15 protein-coding genes are annotated in these 13537 nt (G+C 59.2%); 8 read left to right on the top strand and 7 right to left on the bottom strand.

From position 1 onward, the window contains the following. Positions 1 to 25 precede the first annotated feature (25 nt). A complete protein-coding gene (locus tag ACIOUG_RS02825) occupies positions 26 to 1150 on the bottom strand; it encodes a DNA alkylation repair protein (protein WP_401062326.1) in 1125 nt (374 codons plus the stop codon). A gap of 2 nt (positions 1151 to 1152) precedes the next feature. After that, positions 1153 to 1758 (bottom strand): glutathione S-transferase, encoded by a 606-nt coding sequence (locus ACIOUG_RS02820; RefSeq protein ID WP_401062325.1) that lies wholly within the window; start codon positions 1756 to 1758, stop codon positions 1153 to 1155. Between the two features lie 367 nt (positions 1759 to 2125). Between ACIOUG_RS02820 and ACIOUG_RS02815 the strand changes: the two genes are divergently transcribed. Then, entirely contained in the window at positions 2126 to 3355 is a 1230-nt protein-coding gene (locus ACIOUG_RS02815; protein WP_401062323.1) for a hypothetical protein, read from the top strand. Between the two features lie 56 nt (positions 3356 to 3411). On the opposite strand, the gene ACIOUG_RS02810 is transcribed toward ACIOUG_RS02815, so the two are convergent. Beyond that, positions 3412 to 4320, bottom strand: coding sequence for a MurR/RpiR family transcriptional regulator (locus ACIOUG_RS02810; protein ID WP_401062321.1), 909 nt, complete (start codon positions 4318 to 4320; stop codon positions 3412 to 3414). Between the two features lie 557 nt (positions 4321 to 4877). Here ACIOUG_RS02810 and ACIOUG_RS02805 point away from each other — a divergent pair. From ACIOUG_RS02805 to ACIOUG_RS02795, 3 genes are all read left to right on the top strand, one after another. Further along, the gene (locus ACIOUG_RS02805; RefSeq protein WP_003225981.1) at positions 4878 to 5282 is read left to right on the top strand and encodes a TraR/DksA family transcriptional regulator; all 405 of its coding nucleotides are present in this window, start codon (positions 4878 to 4880) and stop codon (positions 5280 to 5282) included. 247 nt (positions 5283 to 5529) lie between these two features. Further along, positions 5530 to 7134, top strand: a complete 1605-nt coding sequence (locus ACIOUG_RS02800; protein ID WP_401062319.1) for a methyl-accepting chemotaxis protein — start codon at positions 5530 to 5532, stop codon at positions 7132 to 7134. 112 nt (positions 7135 to 7246) lie between these two features. Further along, positions 7247 to 7447, top strand: a complete 201-nt coding sequence (locus tag ACIOUG_RS02795) for a hypothetical protein (RefSeq protein ID WP_007966907.1) — start codon at positions 7247 to 7249, stop codon at positions 7445 to 7447. Positions 7448 to 7453: 6 nt separating this feature from the next. Here ACIOUG_RS02795 and ACIOUG_RS02790 read toward each other — a convergent pair whose 3' ends face one another. Continuing rightward, the gene (locus ACIOUG_RS02790; protein ID WP_401062317.1) at positions 7454 to 7690 is read right to left on the bottom strand and encodes a DUF2789 family protein; all 237 of its coding nucleotides are present in this window, start codon (positions 7688 to 7690) and stop codon (positions 7454 to 7456) included. Between the two features lie 46 nt (positions 7691 to 7736). Next, positions 7737 to 8012: a hypothetical protein gene (locus ACIOUG_RS02785; RefSeq protein WP_401062316.1), complete on the bottom strand. Its 276-nt coding sequence runs from the start codon at positions 8010 to 8012 to the stop codon at positions 7737 to 7739. Between the two features lie 422 nt (positions 8013 to 8434). Here ACIOUG_RS02785 and ACIOUG_RS02780 point away from each other — a divergent pair, with 422 nt between their 5' ends. The 3 genes from ACIOUG_RS02780 to ACIOUG_RS02770 all read left to right on the top strand — a co-directional run bounded on the left by ACIOUG_RS02780 (position 8435) and on the right by ACIOUG_RS02770 (position 10240). Then, positions 8435 to 8884 carry a hypothetical protein gene (locus ACIOUG_RS02780; protein ID WP_166497420.1) on the top strand — a complete coding sequence of 150 codons (450 nt, stop codon included), beginning with the start codon at positions 8435 to 8437 and terminating at the stop codon, positions 8882 to 8884. 8 nt (positions 8885 to 8892) lie between these two features. Beyond that, positions 8893 to 9090, top strand: a complete 198-nt coding sequence (locus ACIOUG_RS02775; protein ID WP_401062441.1) for a hypothetical protein — start codon at positions 8893 to 8895, stop codon at positions 9088 to 9090. Positions 9091 to 9217: 127 nt separating this feature from the next. Further along, the gene (locus ACIOUG_RS02770; RefSeq protein ID WP_401062314.1) at positions 9218 to 10240 is read left to right on the top strand and encodes an ABC transporter substrate-binding protein; all 1023 of its coding nucleotides are present in this window, start codon (positions 9218 to 9220) and stop codon (positions 10238 to 10240) included. Positions 10241 to 10337: 97 nt separating this feature from the next. Here the strand turns inward: ACIOUG_RS02770 and ACIOUG_RS02765 are convergent, their stop codons facing one another. Together ACIOUG_RS02765 and ACIOUG_RS02760 are read right to left on the bottom strand one after the other, a co-directional pair. Then, positions 10338 to 12470, bottom strand: a complete 2133-nt coding sequence (locus ACIOUG_RS02765; RefSeq protein ID WP_401062312.1) for a TonB-dependent receptor — start codon at positions 12468 to 12470, stop codon at positions 10338 to 10340. A gap of 92 nt (positions 12471 to 12562) precedes the next feature. Then, the gene (locus ACIOUG_RS02760; protein ID WP_401062311.1) at positions 12563 to 12952 is read right to left on the bottom strand and encodes a DUF2946 domain-containing protein; all 390 of its coding nucleotides are present in this window, start codon (positions 12950 to 12952) and stop codon (positions 12563 to 12565) included. A 94-nt stretch (positions 12953 to 13046) separates the two neighbouring features. Between ACIOUG_RS02760 and ACIOUG_RS02755 the strand changes: the two genes are divergently transcribed. After that, positions 13047 to 13487, top strand: a complete 441-nt coding sequence (locus tag ACIOUG_RS02755) for a DUF3995 domain-containing protein (protein ID WP_401062309.1) — start codon at positions 13047 to 13049, stop codon at positions 13485 to 13487. Positions 13488 to 13537 lie beyond the last annotated feature (50 nt).

The following is a 13537-nucleotide window of genomic DNA, read 5'->3' as shown; positions in this document are numbered from 1 at the left end:
CCCTTTCACTCCTAATACCGCCAGATCAACGGAATCCATCAGCGGAATCAGCAACGATGCTGAACGCAGCACTCCCCAAAACCTCCCCATTCACCAAAACCCTAACCCCATGCCGCCCCAAAAAATGCCTCCGCGTCGAAAAATTCCGAATCACCTGCCGCCTCCCCACAACCACCTCCCCAAACCCGGCCAACCCCACCGTCTTCAACTTGAAAACCTTCCCCGAAACCCCGCCATTCGCCTTCACATAGTCAATCGCATAATCAATCACCAACCGCTGTTCATGCGCCACCGTTGACTTCACCGTAAACGACAACGTAATCGCCTCACCCAACCTCACCACCGCCGGCTCAACCCGCACGTCCAGCAACTCAACCTCAGCCTTCGCCCCCGCACCCATCACCGTCAGCGCGCGCAGATCTCCCTGTTTGATCAAACTACGCAACGCATGCTTGGCAATCCATGCCGTGTGTTTGTTCTCCAGCGACCAGCCTTCAATCGTGTCCAGCACCCACTCCGGATGTTCCTTGGTCACGTCATTCAGATGGTTCGCCACGGATTTGCGTACGTACAGATTCTCGTCTGCCTTTAACCGATCGAGGATTCCGGCGGTCAGTTGCGGGTTGGCTTGCACGGCTTCCAGGCGGAATGACCAGGGCAGGCGAGGGCGGCTGCCTTCGCTGGCGAGGCGGCGGATGTGGTGGTTTTCGTCTTGGGTCCAGTCGTGCATGAGTTCCAGCGAGCGTTCGAGGTCGCTGCGCAGGAAGTGGCGGATGGCGAATTCGGAGGAGCCGAAGGTGGTGAAGTATTTGAGTGCTTGCATCGAGGTATCGAAGGCGTGACCGCCGTAGCTGGCGACGTAGTGCGGCAGGCACATGCTGACGAATCCGCTGTTGAGGCGGGGGGCGAGTTCGCGCAGGACTTCGAGGGAATCTTCGTAGTCCAGGGGCAGCAAGGCGTGCAGGCTTTCGCTGACGCGGGCCATGCGTTGCATCACCGACAGTTCGGCCAGCCCTTGGTTGGCGTGCTTGAGAAACGCCTTGGCCTTGAACGCCGGGTACACGGCGCTCATTTCGCTGGCGATGTGTTGCAGGCGCTCGGCGTTGAAGATTTCCTTTAACGCCGGGGCGGCGGTGTCGGTGGTGCTCATGGTCAGGTCATCGGGGTACTGACGAACGCTTCGAGGTTTTCGGCGTACGCGGTGTATTGGGCGATTTGCGGGTAGCGGCGGGTGTCGATCTGGTCGGGGACGACGAGGTCGGTGAAGCTCCAGGCGACGGCGAGGCTGATGCCGGCCTGGGTGAGGGTGCCGTCGGTGGGCAGGCCGGTTTTTTCCAGTTCCTGTTCGAGGGCGGTGAACGCGGCGGCGAGTTGGCCTTCGACGCGTTCGACCCACGGTTGGTATTGAATGTCGGCCGGGCGCAGGTTGCGTTCGTAGTAGAGCTGCACGGCTTTTTCGCAGGCGGCGAGGCTGAGGCCGATCAGGCGCAGGGCGTCGGCGCGTTGTTTGAGGTCGGTCGGCAGCAGGCTTTTGCCGCTGGCGGCTTCGAGGTAGTCGAGGATGAGGGTGGAGTCCATCAGGACCACGCCGTCATCGAGGATCAGCGTGGGCGCCTTGACCACCGGGTTGATCTGCTGGAATTGCTCGAAATGGCGGAACACCGAGACCGATTCATGTTCGAGGTCGATGCCGAGGCGTTTGGCGGAGATCGCCACGCGGCGCACGTAGGGGGAGTCGAGCATTCCGATCAGTTTCATGGGGCAACTCCTTCGGCAGATTATGTCGATGTGATGTAGGTCGAATGTAGCGGGAAAGGTTGTCGGCTGACTACAGTGCCGATTTGCACGGGCGTTCGTAATGCGCGTGAAACAAAATCTGTAACAGTGGCGAAACACCCGTAAATAAAGGCTTTCACCGTCCTTGCAGGTGGTTTTGGCAGATCTATATTCAAAGTGCCAGCACCGACCAGGGATGGAACAGTTAAACGAGCTCAGGCCCTCTGATTCAGTACTCGTTTGTATTACTCCCTTGCAGTCCACAAACCCTAGAGCGATGAGGCACTGCCGTGCGCGCAGCAAAAGAGTGCGCGCCGTCGGTTACATAAAAGGGTAGGAGGGACACGTGATGAACACTTTTCATCGTTTGACAATTTGTGCGTTGTGCATTGGATTAATCGCTTGCAGTAGCCGCCCGGAACGCGGGGCGGTCGTGCAGCAGTGGTCGGCCAATACCGAGCAATTGAATTTCAAGCCGATATTTCCGCCGCGTGGCAACTTTGAGGTAGGCGATTTTTATGTAGTACGGGCCGCGAAGGCCGGCGACAAAATGAAAACCGCTGATTACTACATGAGTTCGGTCTGGTTTGATCGAATGAGGCTGGATGAGGAACTGAAGAAGGCCGCGCCTTACATCACTGCGCAGAAAACCCCGGCGGACTCGTCCGGACTTGTGACCGCAACCAGTGTTCCGGATCTTTTTGTACCGAACACGAAGGTGAAAATGAATGCTCTGGTGGCGTTTCCCGGTTTCACTTTTGCCTCACTGGCTGAGAGTGATATCGGGCTAGGCGTCAGCAACAGTGCCATTGGCGCGTTTTTTGGTGGTGCGCGCAAGTCGGGATATTCGGTGGCGTACTCGGTGCCATTGGCGGAGACGTATGGGGTGTTTTATAGCGATGCCCATCTTGCGGCCGACAAGTATTTGAGCGAGTACTCCGACGCTCAACGCAACAAGCTGAAAGATGCAGTGGTGTCGCTGAAAAACGATGCCAAAGCCAACGCCAGGAATGACACGACTTCCGTACTTGTACTGGTAACCCAGGTTTATCTGGCGCGCTCGCTGGATGTGGTGGTGTCCTCAACCGACAGCAATGGTGCGCAATTGGCTGCGGTGACACGGGCACTGACAGATCTGGATGAGCGCAAGACCGCGATTGAAAACCAGCTTCGGGCGCTGAAGCCGGCTGCCAAGGGCGATGGCGCGGGCGACGGCAAGGCCACCGACGCCAAGGCAGGCGAGGTTGCCAAGGCGGCTGCCGACAAGCCAGCGGCTGCCGTGCCGGCGACCAACCAGGCCCTTGTTAAACAGAAAGAGGCGGAGCTGGCACAGGTCAACGCCGATATCCGTAAACGCGTGGAGTCGGTAACGCCGGCAATGCCGGGTGTGACCGGATCAGTGGTGAAGTCTTCCGCGTCGAGTCTGACGTTGCGTCAGGTTTTCGATACTCCGGTGGCCATTGGTTATTCGGGCATCAACATTGATATCGACACGTTAATCAAGGATCGCAAAGTCGTCGAAGCGGCGAATCTTGATACCTTCCCGTTGAAACAGATCATCAAGGTCAATTTCGAGTAAGTGGACGCGAATCACAGCGTCGGTCTGCTCGGGCAGGTCGGCGCTGTATCGGGTTGTCAGTCGTCAAACCCGGCCTGTTCGTGAATCTCATCCACATTCAATTCCAGCCGATACGCCACCGCCACGAACAACGCCTGACACAAACACAGCGTCGCACTCAGCGAACGAAACGCCAGTGCGCTCCCTTCATTCACCAGCAGCAGGCTGTTGGCGTTCCTCGCCAGTGGTGAGAGATGGCTGTCAGTGAGGATCAGGGTGTTGGCCTGTTGCTGGCGGGCGTAGCGCAGGCAGTGTTGGGTTTCCTTGGCGTAGGGGGTGAAGCTGATGGCGATGACCAGATCACCGCTACGCACGCTGCGCATCTGCTCGCGATAACTGCCGCCCAGCCCGGAAACCAGGTGAATGCGCTTGTGAGTGTGTTGCAGGTTGTAAACGAGGTAGTCGGCGACGGCGAAGGAGCGGCGCACGCCGACGACATAGATGTTGTCGGCGTTGACGATCAGGTCGACGGCTTTTTCGAAGGCGACGTCGTCGAGTTCGCGGCCCAGGCGTTCGATGCCGGAGCGGGTGGCGTCGATGCATTCGCGGGCGAGGTCGCCGTCGCTGGCTTGCTGCGACTGGTTGGCGATCATGCTGCGGATGCGTTGCTGGTAGTTGTGCACCGGCGAGGCTTTGTGGGTGTAGGCGGCGCGGAACAGCGCCTGCATCTCGCTGAAGCCGCTGAAACCGAAGCGCTGCGAGAAGCGCACGATGGCGGACGGATGCACCTCGCACTCCCGGGCGATGTCGCTGATGCGCTCGACCATGATCCGGTCGCTTTGCTGGCTCATGTAGCTGGCGATGCGCTTGAGTTGGCGCGGCAGGGTGTCGTATTCGTCGGTGATCAGTTGCAGCAGACGCTCGGCATTGATCGGGGGGCTGGCGAGGGGGCGCTCGTCGTTGGCCGGCAGATCGGGGCGGGGCATAAGTTATCCTTCGGGGCTGATCAAATCACACTGTGGCGAGGGAGCTTGCTCCCGCTGGACTGCGAAGCAGGCCCACTGCTTTTTAAAGTTGAAGAGCAAGGGCCGCTTCGCGCCCCAGCGGGAGCAAGCTCCCTCGCCACAGTTATTTGCGGTGTGCCTGATGATAGGCGGGGTGCGGGCAGTTGGCAGGGGAGATTTTCGGCGTCTGCGCAGCTGAAACGATGCACTGCACGGGCGGCATGGCTGAAAAAAATGCGACCAACTGCCGCTCGGTTAGCCGTTTGTCTTCTATATACAGCCGCTCGACTGAATTTCTTGCTATAAACGCACTCCGATGACCGCCATGACGCCTGTGTCAGAGCTGTTTACGGCTGTTGTCGGACAAATTCCCGGTATTTACAGTTGCTGAGGCCTCAAACGGGCCTTAGACTGCCGCCCCTTCGTAAATTGAGTGCCGGGTGGCGTTTGCAATAAACGATGCCTTTTCGTCGACCGGACACGGTTCGCCGGAACGCTCCCTATTTCGCCTTAATGCACGTTTTTTTATAGAGATATCAATGACAAAGGACAAGTTGCTGGCGATGCCGGCAGATGACTACATGAATGCTGAGCAACATGCTTTCTTCACTGAGCTGTTGCAGAACATGAAAGTCGAAACCCACGAGCGCATTGAGCAAAACCGTATCGCCATCGAAAGCCTGGACACCCCGGCTGACCCGGCGGACGCGGCTTCGGTTGAAGAAGAGCGCACCTGGCTGGTCAACGCGATTGATCGCGACCAGCGCATGCTGCCGCAACTGGAACAAGCCCTTGAGCGCATCAAGGAAGACAGTTTCGGCTGGTGCGACGACAGCGGCGAGGCCATTGGCCTGAAACGCCTGCTGATCAGCCCGACCACCAAATACTGCATCGAAGCTCAAGAGCGTCACGAGCAGATCGACAAGCACCAGCGTCAGGCCTGATTCCATGGCTGCCCCCTGAATGGGGGGCGCCTGCAAAAGATCGCAGCCTTCGGCCGCTCCTACAGTGGTTCACGTAAACCCATGTAGGAGCTGCCGAAGGCTGCGATCTTTGCTTTTGCTCGTCTGCACTATTCCCGAGCGGTTCCATTGACCTGCTGCAGACTCCACGACTAACGGACCATGGATAATGGCGTTCTAGTGGCGTTTAATGCAGTCACAACAATGAGAACAAGCGTGGGGTGTTGATATGACGAGAGATGGATCTCTGGTTGGGGCTTTGCCCGCACCAGTGCTGTTGCCGAAAAACCGCTGGATCGCTCCGACCCTGCAAAGCATCGCCCTGATGCTGTTGCTCGCCGGTATGACGTTGGGTGGTTGGTCGCTGTACATCGGCATGCCGCTGGCGGTGCTGATTGTCTGGCTGCCGCGCCTGCGCTCGCGTGCCGTCGCCGATGTTGTGCCCGCCGAGACTGGTAGCGCGATTTCCGAACTCACCCGCGATCTTTCCTACACAACCAGTCATAACGCACTGTCAGCTGCCGGGGTGGCGTTTTCCGTCAAGCAACTGGCGAGCAAACTGGAATCGCAACTCGACGCGGCGGCGCAGATTGTCAGCAACGCCGAAGTGATGATCGCCACCGAACACGCCACCTCACAGCTCAGCCGTGAAGCGCTGGACGCCGCCAGTGCAGCGCATCACAGCAGTGCGGCGGGGCGCACCGAGCTGGTGGACTCGATTGCGCGCATGCATCAACTCAGTCAACGCGCTAACGCCAGCCGTGAATTGATTGAAGCCCTGAGTCTGCGCAGCGATGACATTCAACGGGTGACCCTGGTGATTCAGTCGATCGCCAGCCAGACCAATCTGCTGGCCCTCAACGCGGCGATCGAAGCGGCGCGGGCGGGCGAGCATGGTCGTGGTTTTGCGGTGGTCGCGGACGAGGTGCGCGGTCTGGCGGCGCGCACGGCCTCGGCGACTGGTGAAGTCGGGGAGATGGTCGCCGATATTCAGCAGCGCACGGCGCAAGTGGTGGAGCAGATTCGCGAGCTGTCCAGCGATCTGCAGACCGGTGTCGAGCAGGTCGAGAACACCGGTCAGCATCTGCAAAACATCGCACGGCTGGCGGCCGGGGTGGAAACCCAGGTCGGTGAAATCGCCCGTGGCGCAGAAACCAATCGCGAGCAACTCGACAGCCTGTTCAAGGCCATCGAGCAGATGCGCAGTGATCTGGCGATCAGCGATCAGCAGACCCGACGTCTGGCCGAGGCCGCGGTGCAGATGGAAGGTCAGGCGGAAACCATCAGTGAGCGTCTGGCCGAAGTCGGTCTGGATGACTATCACCAGCGCGTCTATGACCTGGCGCGTGAAGGTGCGAGACAGATTGCGGCGCGGTTCGAGGCGGATGTCGAGCAGGGGCGGATCAGTCTTGAGGATTTGTTCGACCGTCAGTACCAACCGATTCCCGGGACGCAACCGGCGAAGTTTCAGACCCGTTTCGACCGTTACACCGATCAAGTATTGCCGGCGATTCAAGAGCCGTTGCTGCCGCGCCATGAGGGGCTGGTGTTCGCCATTGCCTGCACGCCGCAGGGTTATGTGCCGACGCACAACCTGGCGTTCAGTCAGCCGCTGACCGGTGATGAGCAGGTCGACGCGGTGGGCAACCGCACCAAGCGCAAGTTCGCTGATCGCACCGGGATTCGTTGCGGCAGCCATCAACAAGCAGTGTTGCTGCAGACCTACACCCGCGACACCGGGGAGCTGATGCACGACTTGTCGGTGCCGATTATGGTCAAGGGCCGGCATTGGGGCGGTCTGCGCCTGGGATATAAACCGGAGAATCCGCGCTGATCAATTGTTACCGCTCGTGCAATGAATCTGTGCACGGGCGTTGCTGTTTCCTCTGCGACGAAGTCATTACCATGGCTATTAGTTAGGTAGCTAATGAAATCGAGAGGTCAGTATGTGCAGAGTCGATGTCGCAGTGATGATTGGCAGTGGTGTGCCCGCCGGATTGCGCGCGATGGGCCAGAGCGTCTGCTGGGTAGTGTTGCTTAATGGTGAGCGGCGCGGCACGGCGTTCGCCAGTCGCGACGAGGCCGAGGAGTGCAAGGCTGCCTGGCTCGCGCAACTGATGGCCGAGCCTGGCGACAGCCTGCACTGACATTTATTAACGTCCGTCGTGCAGGCGTACGTTCAATTCATCGACCATCACCGCTTCTTCGCCGTCGGCGCGCAACCACTCTTTCAGAAGTTGCGCCTGTTGCGGGGTCCAGAACTCGGCATCGATCAACTTGGTGTTGGCGTCCAGTGGATGTGCTTCGATGAAATCGTCGATGGCCCCGTCTTCCGATGGCAGGCCCAGTTGGTCGAACAGGGTTTTCAAATCATATGCAGGCAGTTCCATCGTGTACTCCTTTTGCGTGTGCCGGAATGGCGCTGTCGCTCGCTCTTTATCTGAGGCAGCCGCTGGGCAAGAGTTCGATCTGTGATTCAAGCGAGCGGGCCAGAGCGCAAGCTTCGTTATGATCTTCACGGAAACCTCTTACACGACCGGTGGATGATTCCTTGATATGAAAGAACGCATTACCCGCCGGGACTACCCGAAAGCGTGGCGTCTGATGGCTTTGTTGGTGCACGGCAAGTTCCGCGAAAGCGCTGTTGTGCAGCACAAAGGAGGTGTCGCTGCCTGGGTTGGAAGGTTGGGCAAAGTGAGTCAGAGTGCACATATGAAGTCCTTTTCATGAAATAGCCGACGGTTACGGGTCGGTTCGGGTAGTCGTAAGGAGCATCGCTGCTCTAGAATCGCCAGTGCCTGTTGGCGACAGATGCCTATCTAAAGCAATTTTTTACCGGCGATATGTCGGAAAAGGGCTTTTTTTCGTCAGCTTTTTCCCTAAAGTTTGTAGTCCGTCTTCGTTGCGCTTCAATGAAGATTTTTCCTTCAAGGCTTGGCGAACGTCGAGACAAGTTTCTCGCGTGACTTTCCAGTAGTCTTGCGAACTCGCGATGAATGAGCGTTCTGCTTGATTCAGGTTGACTGGAGTCATTCGGTAACAGCATCGGCCTGGCCGTTTTTTTGCCGTGCGCGTTTGAGCGCAGGGTACTTTTCAGATGTGGGGATGTTTCTTTGGCAGTCAGTAACCTCGATATGCATGCTTTGTTCGTGCTCGGTGATTTGCGTGCAAAGCTGGTCAAGTTGTTCCAATCGCGTTTTGTTTACATCACCGAACAGAACGCCGAAGGCATTTACGTCGCCGAGATCGACACCGAAAGTGCATTGGTGGTCGATGACAAACCGGGACTCAAGCTCAAGGTCGGCGATCATTTCAGCGCTGCCGTTTTGCCCAGCCGTGAAGGCGGCAAGATGGACATCCGTTTTCGCGAAATCAAACTGACGGTGTATGGCCTGGGCGATTACGCCTTTGTCGACACGGCTGATGGTCACGCCATTCTGTTCAAGGAAGGTCACAGCGTGGTGACGGTGTTTGCCGCGCACCAGCAATTGCAGGAAGGCCTGACCAAGACCCTGAAAGCCGTCACCGGTAAAGCGGCGAAGTGGCGCAAGGGCGAACTGATCACGTTCAAGGCCAGCGAGTGATCGGTGGTTTGAGCCGCGCCGACTTCCATTCACAGAACCTCGACCGCGCGCGTGAAGAAGCCTTGCGGCTGTTCAACGCCAAAGCCGGGATGCAGGGCGCGTGGCTGAACTGGGTGGCTGCGCAGATCTACACCTTGCGGCCTGCGGAATACGCCAGCATGGTCAGACGTGAGCTACAAAGCTTGCAGGAAAAGTCTGAAACGTAACCTCGTCGGGATCGGGTCCCGGAAAAAGCAGGAACCTCGGCTACAGTCAGTTGACTGAGTATTCAGAGGCTTGCGGTCTTCTGCCAGGCCATCCTGCTATTGCTGTGAACAGCACGAGGTGCAAAGCATGAAAGGATTTCGACGGTTACTGGCCGCCAGCGTGGTCACGTTTGGTGCGCTGACGCTGACGCTGACGCAGCCGGTGACGGCGGCGCAGACGCCCATCCATTTTGCCGACCTGAACTGGGAAAGTGGCAGCCTGATCACCGATGTTCTGCGGATCATCGTCGAGAAGGGCTATGGCCTGCCGACCGATACGCTGCCGGGTACCACCATCACCCTGGAAACCGCCTTGGCCAACAATGACATTCAGGTCATTGGCGAAGAGTGGGCCGGGCGCAGTCCGGTGTGGGTCAAGGCTGAAGCTGAAGGCAAGGTGGTGAGCCTCGGCGATACGGTAAAGGGCGCCACTGAAGGCTGGTGGGTGCCGGAATACGTGATCAAGGGTGACTCCGCCAAAGGCATCAAGCCGCTGGCGCCGGAGCTGCGCAGTGTGACTGACCTGAAGAAGTACAAGGACGTGTTCAAGGACCCGGAGAATCCGAGCATGGGCCGTTTCCTCAACAGCCCGATCGGCTGGACCTCGGAAGTGGTGAACAAGCAGAAGCTGACCGCTTACGGCCTGCAAGATGATTACACCAATTTCCGCAGTGGATCGGGTGCGGCGCTGGACGCCGAGATCAGCTCATCAATCCGTCGGGGCAAACCGGTGCTGTTCTACTACTGGTCGCCGACACCGTTGCTCGGCAAATTCAAACTGGTGCAACTGGAAGAGCCACCGTTCGATGCCGAAGCTTGGAAGACGCTGACCGATGCCGACAACCCCAATCCGAAACCGACCCGCTCGCTGGCATCCAAGCTGTCGATCGGTGTGTCTGCGCCGTTTCAGAAGCAATACCCGCAGATTGCCGAGTTCTTCAGCAAGGTGGATTTCCCGATCGAGCCGCTGAACAAGGCGCTGGCCGAGATGAGCGAGAAGCACACCGCGCCACGTCAGGCGGCGGAAGCTTTCATGAAGGCGCATCCGGATGTGTGGCAGGCCTGGGTGCCGAAAGATGTGGCGGAGAAGGTGGCGGCTGATCTGAAGTAGTTGGTGAGTCCGCTGGCCTCTTCGCGAGCAAGCCCGCTCCCACAATTGGAACGCGTCCTCCTGTGGGAGCGGGCTTGCTCGCGAAGCTTTTACGCTTTTAAAACTTCGTCTGCACCGCCAATTCAAAGGTGCGCGGCGTACCCAGGTAGTACGCCGGCGAAACATGCGCAAACTCGGCATACACCTCGTTGGTCAGGTTGCGCACCCGGCCGGTGACGGTGGTGTGCGAGTCGACCTTGTAGCTGAGGAAACTGCCGAACAGCGTGTACGACGGCACGGTCATGGTGTTTGCCGTGTCCGCGTACACCGACGCGACATAACGCGCATCGACTCCACCTTGCCACTGCGGTGAAAAGTCATAGGTCAGCCACAGGTTGCCGACCCGGTCCGGGACGTTGGTCGGTGTGTTGCCCTTGCGCGACACCACTACGCCGGCAGCATTCTTTTCGGTGAAGTCGTCGTACTGCGCATCGACCCAGGCGAAGTTGCCCTCAGCCAACAGCTTGTCGGTGATCCGCAGGGAGCTGGCGATTTCGACGCCCTTTGAGGTTTGCTGGCCTACTGGGATGCTACTGGTCGGGTCCAGCGGATCTGTCACGGCGAAGTCCTTGCGCTCGATGGTGTAGGCGGCGACCGTCGCCGAGCCACGGCCATTCAGGTAGTCGAACTTGCTGCCGATTTCCCACTGCTTGCCGGTCGACACGTCGAAGTCCTGCGTGCCGTTCGGTTGCTCGGCGGCGGTGCTGTATTGCACGTAGACATTGGCCGACGGGATGAACTGGTAGGTCAGGCCGACGCGCCCGGTGACCGGCTCCCAACTGCGTGTGAGGTGTTTGGGATTGGTGGCCGTCACGGTGCGATGGTTGGTTACGTCGAGGTCGATGTCGTCGTAACGCAGGCCAGTGAGCAACGCCAGTTTGTCGGTCAGTGCCAGGCGGTTTTCCACGAACAGCGCCTTGGTGGTGACCTCGTTGGTCTTGTCGCTGATCAGTGCCGGATTGGTGCCGGGAATGTCGTAGAAATGCCCCGGACGGTAGTTGTTCGGATCGACCGTGCTTGCGCCTTTGATATTCAGCGGCGAGTTGGTGGTCTGGTTGACCTTGTACTCGAAACCGCCGGACCAGGTGGTGTCGAGGCCGAACAGGGTGTTGTCGTGGCGCAGTTCGAACTGGTTGCCGTTCTGCTCACCCTGATGCCGTACCTGATACGCGGTGGAGCGGTTCACCGCCGTGTTGTCAGCGTTGTACTGATAGGTTTCGAGGTTGCGGTAGTCACGCTGACTGTCGAGGTGATACAGCGTGTTGCGCAGGGTGGTGCTGTCGTTGATCCGGTAGTCGATGATCGAGCGCACCCAGATCGTGCGCTGTTCGTAGCGCCCGTCCTCGACGTTGTAGTTGTTGAAACGGTTGTGTTTGTCGATCTTCAACTCGCCGGCCTTGGGGTTGAGCACCGGCGTGCCCCAGTAGGGACTGTCTTCGTGTTCGTCCTGATATTCCAGGGCCAGGGTGTGCGACAGATCCGGCGTGAGGTCGCTGAGCAACGAGAACGCCACGCTCCAGGCATCGCGCTCCTGCCGGTCGATGTAGCCGTTGCTGGTGTTGTGGCTGACGTCGAGGCGCGCGTAGTGCTGCACGTCGGCGCTCGGGTCGGTCAGCGCATGGTTGAGGCCGAACGCGGTTTCGGTGGTGTCGTAGGTGCCGTAGCTGACGCGACCTTCGGCGGCTTGCTCGTCGCGGGTCGCCAGTTTGGTCACGTAGTTCAGTGAGCCGCCGACCGAGCCTGCGCCGTTGATCAGCGATGAAGGGCCGCCCACCAGTTCGACCCGATCATAGATCCATGAATCCACCGGTCGGGCGAGACCGCCGGAGACGGTGACGCCGTTGAACATCTGGGTGATCTGGCTGCTGGTGAAGCCGCGATAGGAGACGAATCCGCCAAAGCCCGGCGGTGCACTGGCATTGACCCCGGGCAAGGTGTTGGCGGCGTCCTGGAAATTCTGTGCGCCGTGGCGTTCGATGTCGTTGCGGTTGGCCACGGCTACCGAGGCCGGCGTGTCGCGCACGCTCAAGCCGAGGCGCGAGGCCATGCCGCTGGATTGGTCGAGGCTCAGGCCCGGTTCGCGGGTGAATTCGCCGTCGATGGTGATCGGCGCCAGATCCACGGTGGATTGCGCCCAAGCGTTAAGGGACAGGCAGCCGCACAGGCTCGCCAGCAGAGGAATGTGTTTCATCATTGAATCCTGAATGCTTGTCTAGGAATCAGCGCACAGGTAAACGCCGCGCGTTGGCGCAGTGGGCTGAAAAATCAAAAAGGCAAAGACACTCAGGCGAGCGGCGGGGCGCGAGGGTTGGCCGAAGGCCAGGTGAAGCGGGCGGGGAGGTCGGCGCTGACAATGGGCGCCAGCGGCGGGCTGTGTTGCTCAGGCAGAACCGCGAGGGTCAGGCTGGAGTTGAACGCCGGGCCCATGCCGCCGCCGACCGAGCACAGCGGACAGCCGAACGCCTTGGACAGGGTCGGCAGTTGTTCTTCGCCGGGATTGCTCGCCAGCGGCGCTTGAGTGGCCGGGTCGACCGTACAGAACTGGCCGCCGATGCCGTTGAGCTGCATCCCGACCATTTGCCCGTGACCGATGCTGCAGGCGAACACGTTGAACAGGACGCAGCAATAAAGCATCCAGGCCAGCAGTGAGCGATCGGAACGGGTGAATTTCATGGGGCGGCACTTTACCGTACCGCTGATCGGTCGTGCACTTCAAAAAATGCCAACTAGGATGTTTTGTTCAAATCCCTCGAAAGGATTCTCGACCATGACCTTTGTGTTGGCTCAATGGCTGGTGACGATATTTGCGGCAATCAGCCTGGTACACGTGTATTGGGCGCTGGGTGGGCAATGGGCCGCGGTGGCAGCGGTACCGCAAGTGCCGGTGCAAGGATTGGTGGCGACGGTGCGACCGGCGTTCAAACCGTCAGGCTGGATTACCTTGTTGGTGGCGGCGGCGTTATTGGTGATCGCCGCGCTGGTGTGCATGCGGGTCGGCTGGGGCATGCCGGCGGTGCATCACCAGGCGTTGCAATGGGTGATCAGCGCGATTGCGTTGTTGATGTTCGCCCGGGCGATCGGCGATTCGAATCTGGTGGGGTTTTTCAAGGAAGTGAAGGGGTCGCGGTTTGCGCGGCTGGATACCTGGGTGTATTCGCCGTTGTGTCTGGTGCTGGGGGCGGGGTTGTTGGCGGTGGCTTGGGTCTGACCGGTTCATGTGTTGGCAGTACCGGCCTTTTCGCGAGCAGCCCGCTCCCA

The sequence above is a fragment of the Pseudomonas sp. NPDC087803 genome, from assembly GCF_044742995.1.
Lineage (GTDB): Bacteria > Pseudomonadota > Gammaproteobacteria > Pseudomonadales > Pseudomonadaceae > Aquipseudomonas.
This window is presented reverse-complemented; position numbering and strand designations above follow the sequence as displayed.